18 protein-coding genes and 1 tRNA gene are annotated in these 20,773 nt (G+C 61.3%); 12 read left to right on the forward strand and 7 right to left on the reverse strand.

Annotated features, from left to right (window positions below; all coding sequences use genetic code 11):
• The first annotated feature begins 157 nt into the window (after window positions 1–157).
• A tRNA-Met gene (locus tag FHX16_RS00005) sits at window positions 158–234 on the forward strand.
• Window positions 235–257: 23 nt separating this feature from the next.
• Here FHX16_RS00005 and FHX16_RS00010 read toward each other — a convergent pair.
• The 6 genes from FHX16_RS00010 to FHX16_RS00035 all read right to left on the reverse strand — a co-directional run bounded on the left by FHX16_RS00010 (window position 258) and on the right by FHX16_RS00035 (window position 4,628).
• A complete protein-coding gene (locus tag FHX16_RS00010) occupies window positions 258–533 on the reverse strand; it encodes a hypothetical protein (RefSeq protein ID WP_183863043.1) in 276 nt (91 codons plus the stop codon).
• Between the two features lie 136 nt (window positions 534–669).
• Entirely contained in the window at window positions 670–2,049 is a 1,380-nt protein-coding gene (locus FHX16_RS00015) for an aldehyde dehydrogenase family protein (protein WP_183863045.1), read from the reverse strand.
• A gap of 17 nt (window positions 2,050–2,066) precedes the next feature.
• Complete coding sequence (locus FHX16_RS00020; RefSeq protein WP_183863047.1) at window positions 2,067–2,369, reverse strand: putative quinol monooxygenase; 303 nt, start codon at window positions 2,367–2,369, stop codon at window positions 2,067–2,069.
• A gap of 27 nt (window positions 2,370–2,396) precedes the next feature.
• Window positions 2,397–3,080, reverse strand: a complete 684-nt coding sequence (locus tag FHX16_RS00025; RefSeq protein WP_183863049.1) for a type 1 glutamine amidotransferase domain-containing protein — start codon at window positions 3,078–3,080, stop codon at window positions 2,397–2,399.
• Between the two features lie 48 nt (window positions 3,081–3,128).
• Complete coding sequence (locus FHX16_RS00030) at window positions 3,129–4,184, reverse strand: NAD(P)-dependent alcohol dehydrogenase (protein WP_183863051.1); 1,056 nt, start codon at window positions 4,182–4,184, stop codon at window positions 3,129–3,131.
• A 12-nt stretch (window positions 4,185–4,196) separates the two neighbouring features.
• Entirely contained in the window at window positions 4,197–4,628 is a 432-nt protein-coding gene (locus tag FHX16_RS00035; RefSeq protein ID WP_183863053.1) for a heme-binding protein, read from the reverse strand.
• A 448-nt stretch (window positions 4,629–5,076) separates the two neighbouring features.
• Here FHX16_RS00035 and FHX16_RS00040 point away from each other — a divergent pair, with 448 nt between their 5' ends.
• The 3 genes from FHX16_RS00040 (at window position 5,077) to FHX16_RS00050 (ending at window position 7,525) form a co-directional block, all read left to right on the forward strand.
• Complete coding sequence (locus FHX16_RS00040) at window positions 5,077–6,300, forward strand: MFS transporter (RefSeq protein ID WP_259126301.1); 1,224 nt, start codon at window positions 5,077–5,079, stop codon at window positions 6,298–6,300.
• A 190-nt stretch (window positions 6,301–6,490) separates the two neighbouring features.
• The gene (locus FHX16_RS00045) at window positions 6,491–7,207 is read left to right on the forward strand and encodes an alpha/beta fold hydrolase (protein WP_183863057.1); all 717 of its coding nucleotides are present in this window, start codon (window positions 6,491–6,493) and stop codon (window positions 7,205–7,207) included.
• Between the two features lie 12 nt (window positions 7,208–7,219).
• Entirely contained in the window at window positions 7,220–7,525 is a 306-nt protein-coding gene (locus tag FHX16_RS00050) for a putative quinol monooxygenase (protein WP_183863059.1), read from the forward strand.
• A gap of 9 nt (window positions 7,526–7,534) precedes the next feature.
• On the opposite strand, the gene FHX16_RS00055 is transcribed toward FHX16_RS00050, so the two are convergent.
• A complete protein-coding gene (locus tag FHX16_RS00055) occupies window positions 7,535–10,405 on the reverse strand; it encodes a helix-turn-helix transcriptional regulator (RefSeq protein ID WP_259126302.1) in 2,871 nt (956 codons plus the stop codon).
• Window positions 10,406–10,867: 462 nt separating this feature from the next.
• Between FHX16_RS00055 and FHX16_RS00060 the strand changes: the two genes are divergently transcribed.
• The 8 genes from FHX16_RS00060 (at window position 10,868) to FHX16_RS00095 (ending at window position 20,771) form a co-directional block, all read left to right on the forward strand.
• Window positions 10,868–11,896: a substrate-binding domain-containing protein gene (locus FHX16_RS00060; protein WP_183757651.1), complete on the forward strand. Its 1,029-nt coding sequence runs from the start codon at window positions 10,868–10,870 to the stop codon at window positions 11,894–11,896.
• 167 nt (window positions 11,897–12,063) lie between these two features.
• Window positions 12,064–13,590 (forward strand): sugar ABC transporter ATP-binding protein, encoded by a 1,527-nt coding sequence (locus tag FHX16_RS00065; RefSeq protein ID WP_259126304.1) that lies wholly within the window; start codon window positions 12,064–12,066, stop codon window positions 13,588–13,590.
• Window positions 13,591–13,606: 16 nt separating this feature from the next.
• Window positions 13,607–14,596 (forward strand): ABC transporter permease, encoded by a 990-nt coding sequence (locus FHX16_RS00070; RefSeq protein WP_259126305.1) that lies wholly within the window; start codon window positions 13,607–13,609, stop codon window positions 14,594–14,596.
• Window position 14,597: 1 nt separating this feature from the next.
• Window positions 14,598–15,605, forward strand: a complete 1,008-nt coding sequence (locus tag FHX16_RS00075) for a sugar-binding transcriptional regulator (protein WP_183863066.1) — start codon at window positions 14,598–14,600, stop codon at window positions 15,603–15,605.
• Window positions 15,602–16,597 (forward strand): aldo/keto reductase, encoded by a 996-nt coding sequence (locus tag FHX16_RS00080; protein WP_183863068.1) that lies wholly within the window; start codon window positions 15,602–15,604, stop codon window positions 16,595–16,597. Before FHX16_RS00075 ends, FHX16_RS00080 begins: the two co-directional genes overlap by 4 nt.
• A gap of 12 nt (window positions 16,598–16,609) precedes the next feature.
• On the forward strand, window positions 16,610–18,358 hold the full coding sequence (locus tag FHX16_RS00085) for a glycerol-3-phosphate dehydrogenase/oxidase (RefSeq protein WP_183863070.1): 1,749 nt from the start codon (window positions 16,610–16,612) through the stop codon (window positions 18,356–18,358).
• Window positions 18,331–19,173, forward strand: coding sequence for a class I fructose-bisphosphate aldolase (locus tag FHX16_RS00090; protein WP_183863072.1), 843 nt, complete (start codon window positions 18,331–18,333; stop codon window positions 19,171–19,173). The genes FHX16_RS00085 and FHX16_RS00090 overlap by 28 nt, the downstream gene beginning before the upstream one ends.
• A gap of 68 nt (window positions 19,174–19,241) precedes the next feature.
• Window positions 19,242–20,771: an FGGY-family carbohydrate kinase gene (locus FHX16_RS00095; protein ID WP_259126306.1), complete on the forward strand. Its 1,530-nt coding sequence runs from the start codon at window positions 19,242–19,244 to the stop codon at window positions 20,769–20,771.
• Window positions 20,772–20,773 lie beyond the last annotated feature (2 nt).

Consider the following 20,773-nt stretch of genomic DNA (forward strand, 5'->3'; position numbering starts at 1 on the left):
CTGCTATAATCGGCCGACTGAAATTTGAGGGCATTCACCAGACATATAATGGTGCGTCCCTTACAGGAGACAAAACCCATAGGGTTTTGCTCCGGCAGTAAGAGCAAACCGCAAAGCGGTTTACTCTATCGCGACAACTCCGAAGGAGTTGCGCTGGCGCGGGGTGGAGCAGCCCGGTAGCTCGTCAGGCTCATAACCTGAAGGCCGCAGGTTCAAATCCTGCCCCCGCAACCAAACAAACTTGAATATTTGCACATTCAAGGCGCCTGATACAAAGCTCCTCCGCTCAAGCGTCGAGGAGCTTTTTTGCGTTTCTGCCAAGTGTCCAGCTCGACGGATGCGATCCTGGTCATCAAATCATTCTGTGCGGCGGTGATGAACTGCTGCTCCATCAGGTCCAGAACCTCCATCGAGGCCATGATGTTGGCGATCGAGCCGTGCACCTGCAGACCGGCCGGCTGATGGCCCGGGGTCTTGCCGATCACGGTACCCGGTTCAGGCTGCCAGCAGCCAGGGGAGACGAGTTTACTCATGGTGGCGGGCCGGATCCACGCGATGCATCGAAGCCGATCGTGCGACCGAAGGCGATGGATGAGCCCGATCTGAGGATCGAAATGCTGAAGGTCAAGGCGCGGAATTTTCACTAATGCCCTCGCGGCGGACGGCGAGCTACGGCTGCCTGAAGACAATCATTTTTTCTGCCGTCATCTCACGCGCAGTATATGGAATACCGCCGACCCCATAGCCTGATGTCCGCCGACCGGCAAACGGCATCCAGTCGGTCCGAAACGCGCTGTGGTCATTGACCATAACAGTCGAGGCATCAAGGCGCTCGGCCGCCTTGAGCGCAACGGCGAGATCACGCGTGAAGATGCTGCTCTGAAATGAGACCGGCAACGAATTTGCCTCATGAATGGCCTCATCGAGACTGGAAAATGAAAAGATGCAGGTGACCGGGCCGAACGCTTCTTCGTGTGATATCGTCGATTTTTGGGGCGGCTCCATGAGAACAGCAGGCGCCAACGTTGTGCTGCTGAGGCGTCCACCTCCGACAAGGCGCGCACCGTCCGAGGCGGCTTGCGCGACCCAGTCTGCGACCCGGTCGGCTTCTTCAGGCGTAATGAGTGGGCCGACTTCGGTTTGGGCAAGCAGGGGGTCTCCGACGCGCAGTCGCCCGACACGCTCGGCGAACCGTTCGACGAAGGCATCCTTGAGAGACCCATGGACATAGATGCGTTGGACGGAGACGCAAACCTGACCCGCATGATAGTAGCCGCCCTTCGCGAGCGGTTCGATGATTGCGTCGATATCGGCAGTCTGGTCGATGATAACGGGGGCCACGCCGCCGTGCTCGAGTGCGCAGCGGGTTCCCGGCGCCAGATTGGCGCGCAGATGCCAGCCCACCGCGGCTGAGCCGATGAAGCTCAGGAAGGCGATCCGCGGATCGCTTGCAAAGGCGCTCGACAGATCGCGGCTCTCGGGGAGCAGGGTCTGGACCCAGCCATCCGGTATGCCTGCTTCATGGACGAGCTTGACCAGCTCCAGGCAGCTAAGCGGCGTGGTGGCGGCGGGCTTGACGATGACAGGACAGCCCGTGGCGATCGCCGGCGCGATCTGGTGAACAATGAGATTGAGAGGATGGTTGAACGCCGAAATTGCGGCAACCACGCCGATGGGTTCCAGGATCGTCCAAGCGCGGCGGCCCTCGCTGGCCGGGGTGACGCCCATCGGTATCTCGGAGCCACCTCGGCTGCGAAGCAGTTCGGCGGCGTTTTGAATCCCATCGATCGCCCGATCGGTTTCAACCAATGCATCGGTGTAGGGCTTGCCGCCTTCTCGTGCGATGCGTTTTGCGAACGTCTCGCGTTGCTGCAAAACCAGATCGGCAAGGCGGAGGAGAACCGCCCGACGCTGGTGCGGCTGCAGCCAGCCGCGCCTGTCCTCGAAGCGTTTGCGGGCGAGGGTCAGCTTGCTTTCAAGTGCTGTGGCGTCGTCCGTCGGAAGATCGGCGATATGTTCGCGATCATAGGCTTGCACGACTTCAAGCATGAGATCCTCCGTTCCAGTTACTCTCCGAGCGCGACAGCTTCGAGGACAAGCGCCGAGCGATCCGCCAACGCCGGAACACGGGCGAGATAGGCCTGGTAGTGCTGCGTCTGGCGATGGGCTTCGACCGCCTCCGCGTCACGATAGAGCTCATCGAGCACGTAGCGCGTGGGCATTGAGGTGTCTCGCCATATGTCCCAGCGCAGATTGCCCGGCTCTGCCCGGCAATGCGGGATCATGCCGATCAGCAACTCGCGCAGTTCATCCGCCTTGCCGGGATGTGCAGTCAGGCTGGCGGTGATTTTCACGAATGATTGCGGCATGATGGTTCTCCCGTTTGACGTTGCTGCCTAGGCCAAAGAGGCGCGGTCTCGCAGGGCCGCAAGCAGCTTCTTTCCGAGTTCGCCTGCCGAAGCGGGATTCTGGCCCGTGATCAAACGTCCGTCGACGACGACATGCTCCTGCCAATTGGCAACCGACGAATAGTCGGCGCCCTCGGTTCTGAGCGCGTCCTCGAGTTCGTAGGGCACGTCCTCGCGGGCATAGTCATATTCCTCTTTCGTGGAGAAGCCCGTGAGCTTTTTGCCATGGACGAACGGTTTGCCGTCTCCGACGTCCACACCGAGCAGCGCGCAGGGTCCGTGGCACACGGCGGTCACCAGCTTGTTCGTCGTCCAGGCACGCGCGACCGCCTGCTGCACCTGCGCATTGCGCTGTATGTCGACCATCGGCCCCAGGCCGCCGGGCACAAGAATGGCATCGTAGTCGGCCGCATCCACCTCGCTGAGTTTACGACTGCGATTTAGCCGCCGAAAAGCCTTGCTCTCGAAGAACGCCTTCTGGGCGAGGTCCTTTTCGTCATAGGCGTCGTAAGGAGTCCAACCGCCGGCAGGAGAGGCGAATTCCACGGCGATGCCGGCGGTGTCGAGGACATCGAACGGATGGGCAACTTCCGCAAAGAAGAAGCCGGTTTTCCGGTTGTGCGGTCCGATCACGGCTGCGTTGGTGACGATGAACAGGACATGCTGGGTCATGATTGTCTCCTAGACATATGGTTCGGTTGGTTCTCGCGGGCCGTCCCGTCAGAATGTGACCACGGCACGCCCGACGATCTTGTTGTCCCGCATGAGATCGATGTATTCGTTGATATTCTTGAACGAGATCGTCTTGATCGTGTGCTGGATCTTGCCCGCGGCTGCCAGCGCCATGACCTCGATCAGATCCGCGTTGCTTCCCCAGAACGAGCCGTGAAAGGTTTGCTCGCCGGAGACACGTGGAAACAAAGGAATGTTGATCCGGTCGCCGATGAAGCCGACGTCGGCATAGTGCCCGCTGATCGCCAGGCGTGAGAAGGCTAGTTGCATCATCTCCGTAGCACCGGCGCAGTCGATGATCGCGTCGAACTTGTCCTGGCCGGTCGCCTTCTTGAGCTCTTTTCCGACATCCTCCGACGACTTGCCCTCGATCGCGATGATATGGTCGGCACCGTATTTCTTGGCGACCTGAAGCTTTTCCTCGTTCCGCGCGACGGCAACGACCGGGCCGCCCGCGCCCAGCAGCTTGGCATATTGGACGGCATAGGTGCCAAGGCCGCCGATGCCGAATACGCCGATGACCTTATCGGGTCCCAGGCCACCGGCATCGCGGATCTTCTTGAGTCCGCGATAGGGGGTCAGTCCGGCATCCGTCAGTGGTGCCAGCTGCTCGAACTTGAGATGTTTGGCAACTTTGATGGCATAGCGGGCTGGCACCGGGATGTATTCGGCAAAGCCACCATAGGTACCGAAGCCCGGCCAGCGGACATTGGGGCAGATATGCGTATTGCCGACCTGGCAATGCTTGCAGACACCGTCACCCCATCCGGGCGAGACGACGACATGATCACCTTCCGAAAGGCCAGAGGCTTTGGCCACCACGCCGCCGATCTTCTCGACCGTTCCGGTGATTTCATGACCAGGAATGACGGGGGGCGGGATATCGCCATAGCCCTGGAAGAAGCCATCGATGAGGAGCACGTCCGAGCGGCACATGCCACAGGCGGCGACCTTCACGAGCACCTCGTCGGGCTGAATATCGGGAACCTTGATGTCCTCAAGAACGAGGGGCTTGTTGTATTCGAGAATACGCGCGGCCTTCATAACAGGTCTCCTTCACCGTGTTGGATTTCTCATGATCGCGGCTGCCGCCGCCTCGGCGACCGCGATGTCCTGCTCGACAGAACCGGCGCTTGCGCCCACCGCACCGACGATCTGATCGCCAATCGTCACAGGCAGACCGCCGCCGAAAATCACGACACGGCCATCGTTGCTCTGCTCGATCCCGAACAGCGGTGCGCCGGGCTGTGCCAATTCAGCGAGATATTCGGTCGTCTTGTTGAACATCCGGGATGTCTTTGCCTTGCCGATGGCAAGATCGATGCTGCCTTCGAGCGCACCGTCCTGGCGTGCGAAGGCGATCAGCGCGCCACCCGCATCGACCACGGCGATGTTGTAGGGAATGCCAATTTTGGCCGCCTTGACCTCAGCTGCTTGGAGCATCTGCTTGGCGTCCGACAAAGTTAGCGTGCTCAGCGCGCGAGGCATGGTCCCTCCTCGATCCGATAGTTCCTCGACCAGTCACGTCCAGGCGCAAGCAGGCATGGCCAACAACGACCACCGAAAGCTAGAACCTGTTGATGCTGTCGGGCCGTAACCTGTGGGATTTCGTTATCCGCCGACCCCCACCTTGATATCACCGCTCAAGGAAGGTCGCCGGTTAAAAAAGGTAAATCTCCGATCAGGGCGAGCGGGCTCGGTTGGGATGGCCGCAATTCGCCTTCATATCCGTTTTGGACATGGTGGCCGTCGTATCAACGCAGCGGCCACTGTGGAGACAGCCCATTTCTCATCCGATCGGCCACCTTCCAATAGGTTCCGCTGGTGTTACGACTGTGGTCAACCGTGCATGAGTTGCAGACATAGATAGGTTGCCCATACACTTTTGCGCCGTGACGCGGTTGCCGGACAATTGGTTTCGACGAGGGAAGTCTTTATGAAGGGAACGGACTTCTCCGAATTCAGGAGCGGCTGGCGGATCGTTCTGGCCAGCCTGCTTGGAACGGCTTTTGGCTTGCCTGCCGTAGTGTTTTACACGATCGGCGTTTTCGCTCCGATCTTTGCGCGGGAATTCGGCTGGTCGTTCGCGACAATTTTTGGCGGCCTGTCGTTGTTGGCCGCTTCGGTCCTGGCTGTCGGGCCATTTTTCGCGATCTTGATCGACAAGTTTGGAGCACGGCTGGTGGCGTCGACCTCTCTGTCGTGCCTGGGCCTGAGCTATATGACGCTTGCGGCATCGAGCGGCTCGATTGGACAGTATTATCTCTCGTGGCTGGCCATCGCGATCTTCGGGCTGGGGGCGACGCCAGTCGTCTTCACGCGGGTGATCAACGGCGTATTCGAGGAACGCCGGGGGCTTGCCCTTGGCATCGCGTTGTCAGGCGCGGGGCTGTTCGCCTTCGTGGTGAAGCCGCTGGCGCAATTTTTGATCGAGACGGGCGGCTGGCGTGTCGCGATCCTCATCGTGGGCACAATGCCGATAGTCATGGCATGTCCGATGGTGCTTTGGGGCTTTGCCGGATTGCGCAGCAGGAATGTCGACGCGGGGTTGGCACCAAGGATTGCGTCGGAAGGCATGACCGCACGCGAGGCCTTCCGCTCACGCTCGTTCTGGCTTCTGGCCATCGTCTTCATTCCGATGTCCCTTGCCGTCGCGGCTCCGCTTCCCAACATCGAGAACATCCTTCGCTCGCTGCATCTGTCGCCGACCGAAGTCGTCCAGCTCGCCTCGCTCGTCGGCATAGCGGCTGTAGCCGGTCGGCTGCTGGGCGGCGTTCTGGTCGACAGGTTCTGGGCGCCGGCTGTTGGTACGGTCATATTGACGCTCGGCGCGGTCGCCTGCTTCACCCTGTCACTGGACGATGTGAGCTTCGCCATGGCTTGCATCGCCATTCTATTGCTTGGCCTGGTATCCGGGGTGGAATTCGACCTGATGGCCTATCTGGTTTCCCGCTATCTCGGGATGCGGAGCTACGCCACGACATATGCAACACTATACGGTATCTTCGTGGTCGGGGCTTTCGTGGGCCCCAGCCTGTTTGGCTACGCGTTCGACAGCACCGGCACCTATTCGGGCATCCTCAAAGCCTGTGCGCTGCTGCTCATCGGCGGCGCGACAGTGGTTCTTTTCCTGGGGCCTTATCCAACCCGGAAAGCCTAGCAGCGCCAGCGGGCCGATCCCGGTGGTTGTGTGACCGCGTTCGATTTTTACGTCTTTTAACCAGCCGAGCCGCAACCCTCACGATATCATCTCCGCAGTTTCCAGGACGGCCGGCATCGGTCCGCCGCCCATCGCGAGACATCAGGAGTTCGACACGATGAAACCCACAATCTGGATATTGTCCGCGGCCATGACTGCTTTTGCTCCAGCGGCCTCTGTCGCCGCCGAAAAACCCGTCTCGATCGTTCTGGTGCACGGCGCGTTCGTCGACGGCTCCGGCTGGCAGGCGGTGTTCGACACCCTGAGCAAGGATGGGTATGAGGTGCTGGTGGTTCAGAACCCGACGATCAGCCTCAGTGGCGATGTCGCGGCCACGGAGCGTGTGATCGCTAAGGCGAAACATCCGGTGGTCCTCGTTGGCCACTCCTACGGTGGGATGGTCATTACCGAGGCCGGCGATAACCCCAAGGTGCAAAGCCTGGTCTATGTCGCGGCGTTCGCGCCCGACGCCGGGGAGTCGGTGGCATCGCTTGCGGAACAGCCGGTTCCGGCCGGAGAATCGGCCGCACCGCTGTTGCCGCCCAGTGATGGCTACCTAACCGTCGACCCGTCGAAATTCCCGAAGGCATTTGCCGCCGATGTCGATGCCTCAATTACAGGCTTCATGGCCGCAGCCCAGGTTCCCTGGGGACTGGACGCTGTGAAGACCCCAATCAGCAAGGTCGCGTGGAAGGCCAAGCCCTCGTATTTCATGGTCACCACGAAAGACATGATGATCCCCCCAACCTTCCAGAGGGGATTTGCCAAACGGGCCGGCAGTGTGACCACCGAGATCGACAGCAGCCATGCCGTCATGCTTTCGCATGCCAAAGAGGTCGCAGCCTTCATCGAAACTGCGGATAAATAGCGGAACCGGATCATGCCCTACATCAAGATCATGGCCAACTTGCTTGCCAAGCCGGGCAAAGCCGAAGAACTTGAGGCGCTGCTCTTCGCCATGGCACCCGAGTGCAGGATGGAGCCGGGGAACCTGAGATGGGATGTCTGGCGGGATCAGGCGAAAGCCGACCGCTATGTTCTGGATGAACTCTATATCGACAACGCCGCGGTGGCGGCGCACCGCGAGACGCCGCATTTCAAGAATTACCTCGCCAGCATCCATGATCTCGCCGAACGGAGCGCCTTTGTCCTCGACCCCGTAATGGTTGCGAGCAAGAATGGCTAGGGTCAAAACTCAATCAGGATAGGTGTTTTGCCGGAGAGCTTCGAGAAGTTGACGCGCCTTCACCACGGTCACGCAGGGTAGTACGTCATCGAACTCGGCGCAGACGGGCGACAGCAGTTCGGCCGCGGCGTCGCGCCGGTCGGCTTCGACCCATAGTTCCGCCAATGCCGTCGATGCCCGAAGCCGGAAGAAAAGCGCGCCGCTTTCCCTTGCTGTTTCCGCCGCGAGCAGCAGCGTTTTCGACGCGCCCGACAGGTCGCCATCCAGTCGCTGCAGCATGGCGCGCACGCGTAACAGCTCCGGTCGAGACCAGTGTTCACCCTGTCGGTCGGCGCGGTCGAAAGAGGCACTCAGGCTGTCGCGGGCCAGCGCGATGCGCCCTTCGCGCAAGGCAGCCTCGGCGAGAGTGGCGAGATAGAACGGCACCCGAACAAGGAAGTTGTTGGCGACGAGTTGCTCGATCGCGAGTTTCATCGTGTCGACCCCTTCCGGGTCGCCGTCCGTGCTCCCGACGACGCCGCGGTAGAACAGGCAGACCGGCCGCCAGATCGCGATTTCGCGTAGAGTAAGATTGCGGGCAAGCGCCGCGACATGCAGGCGTGCGATTTCGGTATCGCCGGACCAAAAGGCGATAGGCAAGGCGGCCTGCGCCAGAGCGTTGGAATGCGAGACCGTGTGGTTGAGTGCGACACTATGGTCGAGCGCGTCCTGCAATGCTGCCGCCGCTTCACGGCGATCTCCGGCTACCCAGGCCGTCATCGCCAATGCCACCCGGATCGACACGAACCGGTCCATCTGGAAGCGGGCAACAGCCGAGCGCTTTGCCGAGGTGGCATTGTCGCGCGCGAGCCGTTTCAGGCCGGAATGCGCGCGCCCGATATCGCCGCGATAGAAGACGGCCGTGAGCCTTACCCGTTCTCCCTCTACGATAGCCAGCCGTTCATCATCGCCGCCTGCGAGTTTGGCAAACTGCTCAAGCGTCGCGATCGCCTGCCTGTGTCGCCCGGTGAAGCTCTGCAATATGCCAAGCCCCCACAAGGTGCGAAGTTGATAATCGACATTGCCGATCTCGCGCGCCAGTCGGTTTGCCTCCGTCCACGCCGCGTCGGCTTCGGGACCGAGATTATCGGAGAAATTGAGGCCCGAGGCATAGGACGCGATGAGCTTCATCTTGATAGCGGGGTCGCAACGCGACAGTGCTTCCGTGCATCTCAGCGCACGCTCGACACATTGCCGGCTTTCAGCGACGGTCGACAATTCGTCCCAAAGCGGAATTGCAGCGGCGGTAAGGCGCACGCCCACCTCCGGCTGGGCGCCGTGACCGAGTGTCCAGTCGATCGCCTTGCGCAAGTCGTTCGTCCGCTGTGCGTAGCACGCGGTCCATTCATTTCTCGGCCTCCACAGCCACTCCGCTTCGGCTTGCTCGAAAAGCCGGAGCAGGTAGCGCGCGTGGCTGGATCGGGCATTGGCGGCTTCTCCACTCCTGTCCAACTGCTCGGCCGCAAAGCTGCGAGTGCAGTCGAGCAGACGATAGCGTAGTCCTTCGACGTCGTGCGCGGCCGACAAAAGCGATTTTGCCGCAAGGTTTTGCGTACAAGCGGCGATCTCCTCGATTGCTAGGCCAATGTGGTCGGCCACGCCGATGACATCGGAGAAAGAGAAGCTTGCCGAAAAGACCGACAGGAAGCGTAGAAGCTTGGCCTCCTCCTTGGACAGGAGCTGATAGCTCCACTCCAGGGTCGCGAGCAGGGTCTGGTGTCGTGGCGGGGTCCCCGCGGAACTGGCGACAAGTGGCTCAAAACTGTGCTCGAGCAGAAAGAGCAGGGTTGTCGGTTTCAATAACGGCAGCCGCGATGCTGCGAGCTCGATTGCAAGCGCAATACCGTCCAGACGCCGGCATATTGCTGCCACGACTGGTGCGTCAGCGTCATCGAGTTGGTATCCGCAGGCTTCGTTGACGCGTTGAACAAAGAGTTGGACCGCGGGGAAGGTCAGGGCATCTGCTCGGTTCTCTCCGCGGTGTTCGTCTGGATAGGGAAGCGGAGACAGGCGATAGACGCTCTCCGACCGTGATCGAAGCGGCTCCCGGCTTGTGGCGATGATGTGAAGGCCCGGAAGCGCAAGCGTAAGGTGTTCCGCGATCGCCGACGCGGTGCTGAGAACATGCTCGCAGTTGTCCAGCACGAGCAGCATTTCGTGACTGCGCAATGCCTCGACGATCCCGGCAAGCGTATTCGCCGATCTGCCGCCGATGCCCAGCGACGTCGCTATCGTCACCTCCACAAGCTGGGGATCGCCGATGACGGCAAGATCCACAAAACAGACACCGTCCCGATAGTTGTCCAGAAGGCTTTTTGCCGTGGCGACAGCGACAGTCGTCTTGCCGACTCCCGCTGGTCCGACAACGGTTACCAGTCGGCTTTCCGGAAGCCTGGCGGCGAGCTCCGCAACGACGTCGTGGCGACCGACAAGTTGCGGCAGGCGGGGCAACTCGCGGATGAAAGCGTTGGCCGCATCGAAGGAGAGGTGCGGCTGGCTTCCACCATAGATGCGCAGGGGCGCAACGAAGCGGTAGCCGCGGCCGGCCACGGTGGCAATGCACGACAGGCCTGAGGCCGTTCGTGGAAGGGCCCGGCGCAGCGCGGCGATGTTGACTTTCAGGTTGCTTTCGTGAACGAAGGTGCCCGGCCAGGCGAAACTCATAAGCTTGTCCTTGCCGACGACCTCTCCCGGGTGGCTCACGAGCAGGTGGAGCAGATCGACGGCCCGGCTTCCCAACCGCAACGGCTTGTCGCGAAACATCAGTAGTTGCCGGTCCGGAATGAACCGATAGTCACCAAAGCAATATGTCTTGCCGTCTGATTTGCCGGATCGTTCCATGCGCTCTCAGATGATTTCGCTGTGACCGTGCTGTCATGAGTTGCGCCGAACGAATTCAAGGCTCAAACTGGCGCTTGCCAGCGAATTTAGCCGCTTTTCGCGCCAGGGTCACCCACCCGTGTTGGCTCAACAAGTGAAGACGTTCATCATGACTGAGCGCACGATCATGCCGCACTCGGGCGACAATATCACCTCGCGGTAAAGTGCTGGCATTGCTGGACCTGTTGCGCCGTGGCAGCAATAACGACGCAAGGCATGCAACCTCGCAGCCGAAATTGAATTCCGTCTGATTGTGACGTTGTGAAATATATTTCACAATATGAATTATATTGACAAGTATTTCATCTTCGCCTTTATTGTTCCCATCGAACTTCGAGGAGGAAGTTCGGTTTCAACGCGATCAGCGGCGTCGGTTTGACGCCCTCGGGCTTTTGGGAGGGGCTTCGGCCTCGAGGAGGAATCTTGCGCAAATTTTTAGGCTCGACCGCATTGGCGGTCCTTGCAACAACGCTTTTTGCCGGCACGGCGTCGGCGGAGACCGACAATCCGTTCCGCTGTAAGCCGGGTGAAAAATACGTCATGAACGTCATGGTTTCGGGCGTCGAATACTGGTTCCCGGTCTATGAGATGTTCAAGCAGGCCGGCCAGCAGTTCGGCTGCGAAACGGCCTATACAGGCACGCCGGAATATGACGTCAACAAGCAGATCGCCACCTTCGACCAGGCGCTGGCCCAGAACCCGGCCGGCATCCTCGTCCATCCGATGAACTCCGATCCGTTCATCGAGCCGATCAACCGCGCCATCGACCAGGGCACGGCCGTCGTCACCTTCGCCGCCGACTCGCCGCTTTCCAAGCGCGTTTCGTTCATCACCTCGGACAACAACCGCGAAGGAGTCTATGCCGCCGATGCGATTGCCGAGAAGATGGGTGGCAAGGGCGAATATGCGGTTCTGGAAAATCCTGGTCAGGACAACCACGACAAGCGCATCACCGCCTTCATCGGCCGCATGGAAGAAAAGTGGCCGGACATGAAGCTGGTTGGCCGCGCCGCTTCCAACCAAGACCCGACCAAGGCCTATCAGGGGCTTTCGAGCCTGATTCAGGCCAATCCGAACCTCGGTGCAGTCTTCATGCCAGAGGCGAACTCCGCGATCGGTGCCTCGCAGGCGTCCAAGGAAAACGGCGGCAAGGTTCTCGTGATGTGCGCCGACGTCAACGCCAACATCCTCGACATGATCAAGGCCGGCGAAGTCTTCGGATCGATCAACCCGAACCAAGGCATGCAGGGCTATATGGGCTTCATGCTGCTGTGGCTTGCAAAGCACCCGGAACTGATCGACCCGATGAATGACGCCAAGCGCTCGGGCTTCAACCCGATGAGCATCCCGGTGGTGGACAACGGCCTTTCGATCGTCACCGCCGAAAATGCCGACGACTTCTATTGGGACAAGTACCTGAAGCGGCGTGGCACGAAGGGAATCGAGGAATAAGGGGCTCTTCTCCCCGGGTGGATGAGGGGCTGGCTCTGAGCATGCCGCACTGTCCCTGTCCCGTCATCGCCTCGCAAACTTGGCACTTCTCCCCGCTGGGGGAGAAGCGTCAGATTACAGCGGCCGCCTCGATCTGTTGCCGGCTATGAAGTAAGGGAAAATGACCAATGACGGAGCCGGTGCTTACCATTCACGGCATGACCAAGCATTTCGGGGCGGTGAAGGCCTTGACCGATGTCAACTTCACGCTCGAACGCGGCGAGGTTCATGCGCTGTGTGGCGAAAACGGCGCCGGAAAGTCGACCCTGATGAACATCATCGCGGGCGTGCTGCAGCCGACCGAAGGCGAGATCCGCGTTGATGGCAAACCCGTGCGTATTGCTTCGCCGGCTGCCGCGCAATCGCTGGGCATCGGTCTCGTGCATCAGGAAATCGCACTTTGCCCGGATGCGACAGTGGCCGAAAACATGTTCATGGCGGCGACCAACCGGCGACGCACCCCTTTCATGAATTACCGTGCCCTGGAGCGCGATGCCCAGGCAGTGATGAACCGGCTCGCCGCCATCGATGTGCGCCAGAAGGTCGCGGACCTGCCGATTTCCAGCCAGCAGCTTGTCGAGATCGCCAAGGCGCTGACGCTAGACTGCCGCGTTCTGATCCTCGATGAGCCCACTGCTGCGCTTACCGAAACGGAGGCGCAGCGGCTCTTTTCCATCATCCGCGACCTCAAGGCGAACGGCATCTCGATCATCTATATCAGCCATCGCATGGCGGAGATCTTCAGTCTCTGCGACCGGGTGACCGTGTTCCGTGACGGCCGTTATGTCTGCACCGACAACATCGCCGATGTCACGGCTGACGACGTGGTGAGCCGCATGGTCGGTCGCGAGATTACGCAGCTCTATCCCGACAAACTCGGAGCGGGCGAGGCATCCAGCGAGACGATCCTTGAAGTCGATGGCATCAGCGACGGTGCGCGTTTTCATGACATCAGCTTCGATTTGCACAAAGGCGAAATCCTCGGCATTGGTGGCCTGATCGGCTCCGGCCGCACGGAAATCGCCGAGGGCATTTGCGGCCTTCGTGCGCATACATCCGGCGAGGTCCGCCTGCATGGCAAGTCTCAGGCGATCCGCGCCTATGCCGATGCCGTTAAGGCCGGTATCCTCTATCTGTCGGAGGATCGTAAGGGCGCGGGCATTTTCCTGGAAATGTCGATCGCCCAGAATATCTCGGTGCTGAACCTGAAGGCGCTCACCAATCATGCCGGTCTGCTCAACGGTCGCGCCGAGGCGATGGTGGCGGAGGATTTCGCGCGGCGGCTGGCGGTGCGCATGCTCGGCGTCGAGGCGCCGGTCAAATCGCTTTCGGGCGGTAACCAGCAGAAGGTGGCGATCGCCAAGCAACTTGCCGTCAATCCCAAGGTGATCCTGATGGATGAGCCGACACGCGGCATCGATGTCGGCGCGAAAGCCGAAATTCACCGGCTGCTGCGCGACCTTGCGCGCGGCGGTATCGGTATCGTCGTCATCTCTTCGGAAATGCCCGAGCTGCTCGGGCTCTGCGACCGCGTGATGGTCGTGCGGGAGGGGCGCATCGCGGGCGAGCTTGGCCCGCAAGACATGACGGAAGAAGCCGTGATCCGCCTTGCATCGGGGGTCAGCGCGGCGAGGACGGCAGATCATGCCGCTTAAGGAGGGGGAGACGGGAATGGCAATCGACACGATGGCGGCGGACATGCCGAAAACGGGGCATTGGAAACGCATCGGCACCATGCGCGAGGCGGGGCTGATCGCTATCATCCTAGCTCTCTGTGTGATCATGAGCTTTGCCTCTCCGCACTTCCTCACGTTCGGCAATTTCCGCGCCATGCTGATGAGCTTTTCTGTGGAGGGCATCGTCGTCGTCGGCATGACGATCCTCCTGATCGTCGGCGGTATCGATCTCGCCGTCGGCTCGGTGGTCTGCTTTGCTATGGTGCTCTCCGGCTCGCTGTTCCTTGCCGGATTGGACCCGTGGACGTCCTCGGTAGTCGGCATTCTCGCCAGCGGTTTCATTGGGGCGATCATGGGCTTCTTCGTGACGGTGGTCGGGCTCAATCACTTCATCACCTCACTTGCGGGCATGGTGATCGTACGCGGGCTTTGCCTGATCATAATCAAGGGCACGCCGCTCTCGCTTTTCACGCTGCCGGCAAGTTTCAAGGCCGTGGGGCAGGGCACGTTCTATGGTGTTCCCTACGTGATCCTGATCTTCGTCGCTGTGGTCATCCTGTTCGATTTCCTGCTGCGCCGGGCGACTGCCTTCCGCAAGGTCTTCTACACCGGCAGCAACGAGAAGGCGGCACTCTATTCCGGCATCCGCACCAACCAAGTGAAGTTCTGGGTGACGGTTCTCTGCTCAACGCTGTCAGGTGTCGCAGGTGTCATCTATATGTCCCGCTTCGGTGCCGCGACGCCCACTTTCGGCGTCGGCATGGAGCTGAATATCATCGCGGCGGCGGTTATCGGCGGGGCTTCACTGAACGGTGGCTCGGGCACGATCTTCGGCGCCATCCTTGGCATTGCGCTGCTCTCGGTCGTCACCTCGTCGCTGATCCTGCTCGATGTCTCCGTCTATTGGCAGGACATGATCAAGGGGTGCATTCTGCTCGCCGCCGTTTCCATCGATCATTTCCTGCACAAGCGGAAGGCCGTCTGATATGCCGATCGCCAAACTGAAACCCAAGACCACAGCGCCACGCGAGGAAATCGTCATCGCGCGCCAGATGCACCAGGCGCTCGTGCTGCACTTCCTCGAAGGTTTGACGCAGTCGCAGATCGCCGACCAGCTCGGCATCTCGCACGCCACCGTCAACCGGCTGATCAAGCGCGGCCGCCAGCTCGGCCTTGTCGAGATCAAGATCAAATCGCCGGTCGAACCGCTGGTGGACATGGAAGAACGCCTGCTTTCGCTCGGCGGCATCCGCCGCGCCGTGGTGGTGCCGACAGTCTCCGACAATCCGCAGACGGCGTTGCAAGCGGTTGGGGAAGCGGCGGCTCGGCTGCTGCTGGAGGAAATCGCCGATGGCGACACGATCTGCATCACCGGCGGCAAGGGTGTCGGGGCAGTCGTCGCCGGCCTGCAGCCCGCCCGCCGTTTCGACGTCGAGGTGATCCCCGCGACCGGCTGCGTTCAGGGCAAGCACTATACCGACGTCAACCACGTCTCGACGCTGATGGCCGACCGGCTCGGCGGACGCTCCTACCAGATCCACGCGCCGCTCTTTGCCGATGATGCCGTGCAGCGGGACATGCTGCTCAACATGCGCGCCGTCGCGGATGTCTTCCGGCGGGCGCGGGAAGCCAAGGTCGCGGTGGTTGGTATCGGCTCGATCCTCAGCGCAGACTCGACGTACTACGATCTGCATCCTTCTTCGAGCGAGGACCGCAAGGCCATTGAACATTCCGGCGCGAGTGCGGAACTGCTCGCCCATCTGCTCGATGGCGAAGGCCGGGTCTGCGATTACAGCCTGAACCGGGCGCTGGTTTCGCTGACGCTGGAAGAGTTCGCCTCGATCCCGACGAAGATCGGCGTGGCAAGCGGCCTCAACAAGGCCAGCTCGATCCTGAGCGTCCTACGCGGCAACCATCTCGATACGCTCGTCACTGACGAGGCCACCGGGGCGCGCATTCTTGAAATTGCATCCGGGGAAGGGTTTTCGGCATGAGCGGCGAACAGTTGATCCGCGAGATCGGGCGCTCCGGCGTCAGGGCCTCGGCCGTAGGGCTGGGCACGTGGGCGATCGGCGGTTGGATGTGGGGCGGCACCGACGAGGCGCAATCCATCGCCGCCATCCACGCCTCGCTTGATGCCGGCGTGACCCTCATCGACACGGCCCCGGCTTATGGCCTCGGCCGCTCTGAGGAGATCGTTGGCAAGGCGCTCACCCGCCGGCGCGACAAGGCTGTCATCGCCACCAAGTGCGGCCTCGTCTGGCATACACAGAAGGGAAAGCATTTCTTCGACCAGGATGGCAAGCCGGTTCACCGCTATCTCGGGCGTGACTCTATCATTCACGAAGTCGAGGAAAGTCTGCGCCGGCTCGGCACGGATTATATCGACCTCTACATCACCCACTGGCAGGACGTAACGACACCGATCGAGGAGACCGTGCGGGCGCTTGAAGAGTTGAAGTCGGCTGGCAAGATCCGTGCCATCGGCGCAAGCAACGTCGATAAGGCCGGGCTTCAGCAATATGTTCAAACTGGATCGCTCGATGCGATCCAGGAGCGGTTCAGTATGATCGATCGCGAAATCGAGGCGGACCTGCTGCCACTTACTGTTCAAAGCGGGATTTCGACGCTCAGCTACTCCTCGCTGGCGCTCGGTCTGCTGTCGAGCACCATCGGACCGGATCGCATCTTCGCAGGCGACGACCAGCGCAAGGGCAATCCGCGCTTCTCCGTCGCCAACCGGCAGAAGGCGAAGGCGTTTTCCGACGCGATCGGGCCGATAGCGGAGCGGCATGCGGCGAGCGTCGCGCAGGTGGTGATCGCCTGGACGCTTTCGCAGCCGGGCGTCACCTTTGCTCTCTGTGGCGCACGCAATCCGGCGCAAGCACTCGACAATGCACGAGCCGGAACGCTCAGGCTTTCTGCGGACGATCTTTCGGCCATTGACGCGGCGCTGGCCGCGAAACTGGCTAACATGGACGGATAACAGGCTGTCATCATGAACCGTGAAGAGACATTGGACGGGCTCCGCAAGAGCCCGAAGGTGGACGTGTGCGTCCTCGGCGGCGGTATCAACGGGCTCAGCGTCTTTCGCGAGCTGGCGCTGCAGGGCGTGAATGTGCTGCTGGTCGAGAAGGGCGACTATTGTTCCGGTGCCAGCGCCGCGCTCTCGCGCATGGTGCATGGTGGGCTGCGCTATCTCGAAAACGGCGAGTTCAGCCTGGTCCGGGAATCGCTGGTCGAGCGCGACCGGTTGTTGCGCAACGCCCCCCATTACGTCGCACCTCTGCCGACCACCGTTCCGATCTTCGACGTTTTCTCGGGTCTCGGTAATGGCATCGTGCGTTTCCTCGGCCTCACCCGCCGCCCGAGCCGCCGCGGCGCCATCGCCATCAAGGCGGGGCTCAGCATCTATGATTTTCTGACACGCAAGCGCGCCCTGATGCGGAAGCACCAGTTTCGCGGCCGCCGCAGCACGCTTGCCAAATGGCCGGCGCTCAACCCGGCGATCCGGAGCGCCGCTACCTATTACGACGCCTGGGTCAGCCACCCAGAGCGCGTCGGTATCGAGATCTTACGCGACGGCCTCTCAACCGACACGAATGCCTCCGCTCTGAACTATGCGACGATCGAGCAGGCTCCAGCCGGAGGTTTTCTGCTGCGTGACGGGATTTCGGGCGAGACGCTGACAGTCAAGCCATCCCTCGTCATCAACGCCACCGGCGGCTGGATCGATATCGCCAATGACACGCTCTTTCCGCAAGAGGCTCCTTCCGCGCCGCTGATGGGCGGCACCAAGGGGTCACATCTGATCATCGACCATCCCGGTCTGCGCGACATGCTCGACGGCCACATGATCTATTATGAAAACGAGGACGGCCGCATCTGCATTCTCTTTCCCTATCTTGGAAAGGTGCTGGTCGGCTCCACCGATATCCGGGTGGATGACCCCGAAACGGTGCGCTGCGAGGCAGACGAGCGGGATTATATCCTACAATCACTGGCATTCGTGCTGCCGGGCATTTCGATCCGGCCCGAGGAGATCGTCTTCCAGTTTGCTGGCGTTCGGCCCCTGCCGGCAAGCAATGACAGCTTCACCGGCCGTATTCCGCGCGATCATTTCTGCACGATGCTTGAAGGCCGCGACGGCGAGCCGCCGGTCCTCTGCATGATTGGCGGCAAGTGGACCACTTTCCGTTCCTTTGGGGAACTGGCAGCCGATATGACGCTGGAACGGCTCGGCCGAAAACGTCGCATTGATACCGCCGAGCGTACCTTCGGGGGTGGGCGCGGCTTTCCAGGCAAGCCGAACCTCTGGGTCCATCAGCTCGCTGAGGCGACGGGCATCACCCTCGATCGCACGGAAACGCTCTTTGAACGCTATGGCACGGACGCGCAGGAGGTCGCCCACTTTATTGCGCTGGAACCGGACTATCTTCTGCCTCATGCCGGCTACAGCACCCGCGAGTTCATCTATCTCATGCGTCACGAAGCCGTGGAGCATCTGGACGACCTGCTCTTGCGGCGCACAACACTCGCCATCAGTGGTGAACTTTCGCTCGACATGACCGACGCCGTGCTCGCCATCCTCTCGGTGGAAAAAAGCTGGCCGCCCCAGCGCGCCGCCGAGGAGCGAACCCGTTTTCTGACCCTCCTGAACGACCGTCACGGCGTTTCGGAGGAAGCCCTTTCCGCAAGGAACGAACAAAGGAGTGAATTATGCGAGACAACCGCAAGGTCCGGATGAACCGGCTGTTCGGCAACGGCCGTTGCCTGGACGTGGCGATCGATCATGGCGTCTGCAACGAGCCGTCCTTCCTCGATGGGCTGGAGAACATGCCCGCCGTGCTGAAGGCGCTGGTCGACGCGAAGCCCGATGCGATCCAGATGAACTATGGTCAGGCCGACCTGTTGCAGGACCTGCCCGGCAAGGACAAGCCGGCACTCGTCATGCGCATCGACATGGGCAACCCCTATAACCGCATCCGCCACCGGGATATGTGGGCCGTGTTGCAGAACGAGGCCGAGCCGCTGATCGGCGCGCTGCAGGCGGATGCGGCCTGCGTTGTCGTCAATCTGTTCATGCTGCCGGATGAGCCTGATCTTTTCCGCCAATGCGTCCAGAACATTGCCCGTGTTCGCGCCGATTGCGAGAAATACGGCATGCCGCTGATGATCGAGCCGCTTGTGATGCAGCCGGTGACTGAGCACGGCGGCTACATGGTCGATGGCGATGCCGACAAGATCGTGACGCTGACGCGGCTTGCCCGCGAGATGGGTGCCGATATCGTCAAGGCCGACCCGACGATCAACCCGGAGGATTTTCACCGCGTGGTCGAGGCGGCACGCTGCCCGGTTCTCGTGCGCGGCGGCGGCAAGGAGGACTTGTCCGCCGTCTTCGCCAAGTCCGCCGCCTTGATGCGGCAGGGTGCGGTGGGCATGGTCTATGGGCGCAATGTCTACCAGCATGCCAATCCGAGCGCCGTCGTGCGCGGCCTGCTGGCGATCATCCACGAGAATGCGACTGGCGAAGAGGCGTTTGCACTTTATCGGAAGGGGTGATGGAGCTGGGCCTGTGTTTTCAGCCAGAATCACGCAAGACTCTACCAGAACCTTGGGAGGGGTTCGGAATGGAAAAATATCTGTTGGGGCTCGATGCCGGAAACACGGTCATCAAGGCTGTAATCTTTGATCTCAATGGCCGGGAGGTGGCTTACGCCGGGGAGGAGGGGCATAGTCGTATGCCGTACCCCGGTCACGTGGAGCGCGATCTCGGCGAGCTCTGGGCCAATGCCAAACGGGTGATCCGCACCTGCCTCGACAAGGCCGGCATCGCTGCCACGGATATCGCCGCGATCGGCTGTGCTGGCCATGGCAATGGTCTTTATGCGCTCGATCGCGATCGTCAGCCGCTTCTCGGTATCCAGTCGCTCGATACGCGCGCGACCGGACTTGTCGAGGAATGGGCAGCGGAAGGGGTCGGCGACCGCACAGCACCGATCGCGCGCCAGCGCCCTTGGCCCTCCCAGACGCCGACGCTGCTTGCCTGGCTGAAGCGCCACCGGCCGGACATGTTCCAGCGCATAGGCACGGTGTTCTTCTCCAAGGATTTCGTTGTCAACCGACTGACCGGTAGCCGCGTCAGCGAAGTTTCCGACATGTCCGGAGCCGGCTTGCTCGACCTTGCGGCCCGCCGCTATGACAGGACACTGATGGCGGCCTACGGCCTCGCAGACAGCATGCACATGCTGCCGCCGCTGATAGAAAGCGCCGATATCGCGGGACATGTGGCGGAAGAGGTGGCGGCCGAAACCGGGCTCGCGGCAGGCACACCTGTCATCGGCGGGCTGTTCGACGTCGTGGCCTCGGCGCTCGGCTCGGGCGTGTCGCGCACCGGCAGCGCCTCGATCATCGCCGGCACCTGGAGCATCAACCAGGTGATCATCGACGGTCCCGATCTCAATGGTCCTGTCTTCATGTCCTCCACCTTCGATCGCAGCCGCTATATGGCGATGGAAAATAGCGCGACGTCGGCCGCCAATCTCGAATGGCTGGTGCGAGAGTTCTTCGAAGGGGAGCATGAGGAAAGCGTCTCGCCCTTCGATGCGGCTTGCGCGCTTGCAGCCGCGGTCAAGCCGGCGACTGACGATCCGCTCTATCACCCCTATCTCTATGGCGCCCAGCAGGATGGCCACGCGCGGGCCGGCTTCTACGGCATGGCCGGCTGGCATACCAAGGGGCACCTGATCCGGGCGCTTCTGGAAGGCGTCGCCTTCGGCCATCGCCAGCATATCGAGACGATCCGCAAGGCGGGCGCAACCTTCGAGGAGGCTGTGCTCTCCGGCGGCGGCTCGCGCAGCAAGCTCTGGCCGCAGATCTTTGCCGATGTCCTCGGCGTTCCTGTCACCGTCGCCGTTTCGCGGGAAACCGGGGCGCTCGGGGCTGCGATCGCGGCGGGGATGGGCGTCGGCCTGTTTGCCGATTTCACCGAAGGGGCCACCGCCATGGTCCGCAACGATCGGCATTATCAGCCGAACGGCGCGCTGTCGGCCCACTACGACCGTCGCTATGGGCTCTACAAGGATATTGCTGAGGCGATGGCGCCGCTGTGGCGGCGCCTTTCGGAAGCGCAAAGTCCCGCGACAGGAGTTGCAGCGTGACC

Origin of the sequence: Rhizobium sp. BK661 (assembly GCF_024808825.1) — a bacterium.
In the GTDB taxonomy this organism is placed as follows: domain Bacteria; phylum Pseudomonadota; class Alphaproteobacteria; order Rhizobiales; family Rhizobiaceae; genus Rhizobium.

Excerpts from the sequence above, each read along its gene's own strand:
- FHX16_RS00010 (WP_183863043.1), bottom strand. The coding sequence starts at position 533 with ATGAGTAAACTCGTCTCCCCTGGCTGCTGGCAGCCTGAACCGGGTACC.
- FHX16_RS00015 (WP_183863045.1), bottom strand. The coding sequence starts at position 2,049 with ATGCTTGAAGTCGTGCAAGCCTATGATCGCGAACATATCGCCGATCTT.
- FHX16_RS00020 (WP_183863047.1), bottom strand. The coding sequence starts at position 2,369 with ATGCCGCAATCATTCGTGAAAATCACCGCCAGCCTGACTGCACATCCC.
- FHX16_RS00025 (WP_183863049.1), bottom strand. The coding sequence starts at position 3,080 with ATGACCCAGCATGTCCTGTTCATCGTCACCAACGCAGCCGTGATCGGA.
- FHX16_RS00030 (WP_183863051.1), bottom strand. The coding sequence starts at position 4,184 with ATGAAGGCCGCGCGTATTCTCGAATACAACAAGCCCCTCGTTCTTGAG.
- FHX16_RS00035 (WP_183863053.1), bottom strand. The coding sequence starts at position 4,628 with ATGCCTCGCGCGCTGAGCACGCTAACTTTGTCGGACGCCAAGCAGATG.
- FHX16_RS00040 (WP_259126301.1), top strand. The coding sequence starts at position 5,077 with ATGAAGGGAACGGACTTCTCCGAATTCAGGAGCGGCTGGCGGATCGTT.
- FHX16_RS00045 (WP_183863057.1), top strand. The coding sequence starts at position 6,491 with ATGACTGCTTTTGCTCCAGCGGCCTCTGTCGCCGCCGAAAAACCCGTC.
- FHX16_RS00050 (WP_183863059.1), top strand. The coding sequence starts at position 7,220 with ATGCCCTACATCAAGATCATGGCCAACTTGCTTGCCAAGCCGGGCAAA.
- FHX16_RS00055 (WP_259126302.1), bottom strand. The coding sequence starts at position 10,405 with ATGGAACGATCCGGCAAATCAGACGGCAAGACATATTGCTTTGGTGAC.
- FHX16_RS00065 (WP_259126304.1), top strand. The coding sequence starts at position 12,064 with ATGACGGAGCCGGTGCTTACCATTCACGGCATGACCAAGCATTTCGGG.
- FHX16_RS00070 (WP_259126305.1), top strand. The coding sequence starts at position 13,607 with ATGGCAATCGACACGATGGCGGCGGACATGCCGAAAACGGGGCATTGG.
- FHX16_RS00075 (WP_183863066.1), top strand. The coding sequence starts at position 14,598 with ATGCCGATCGCCAAACTGAAACCCAAGACCACAGCGCCACGCGAGGAA.
- FHX16_RS00080 (WP_183863068.1), top strand. The coding sequence starts at position 15,602 with ATGAGCGGCGAACAGTTGATCCGCGAGATCGGGCGCTCCGGCGTCAGG.
- FHX16_RS00085 (WP_183863070.1), top strand. The coding sequence starts at position 16,610 with ATGAACCGTGAAGAGACATTGGACGGGCTCCGCAAGAGCCCGAAGGTG.
- FHX16_RS00090 (WP_183863072.1), top strand. The coding sequence starts at position 18,331 with ATGCGAGACAACCGCAAGGTCCGGATGAACCGGCTGTTCGGCAACGGC.
- FHX16_RS00095 (WP_259126306.1), top strand. The coding sequence starts at position 19,242 with ATGGAAAAATATCTGTTGGGGCTCGATGCCGGAAACACGGTCATCAAG.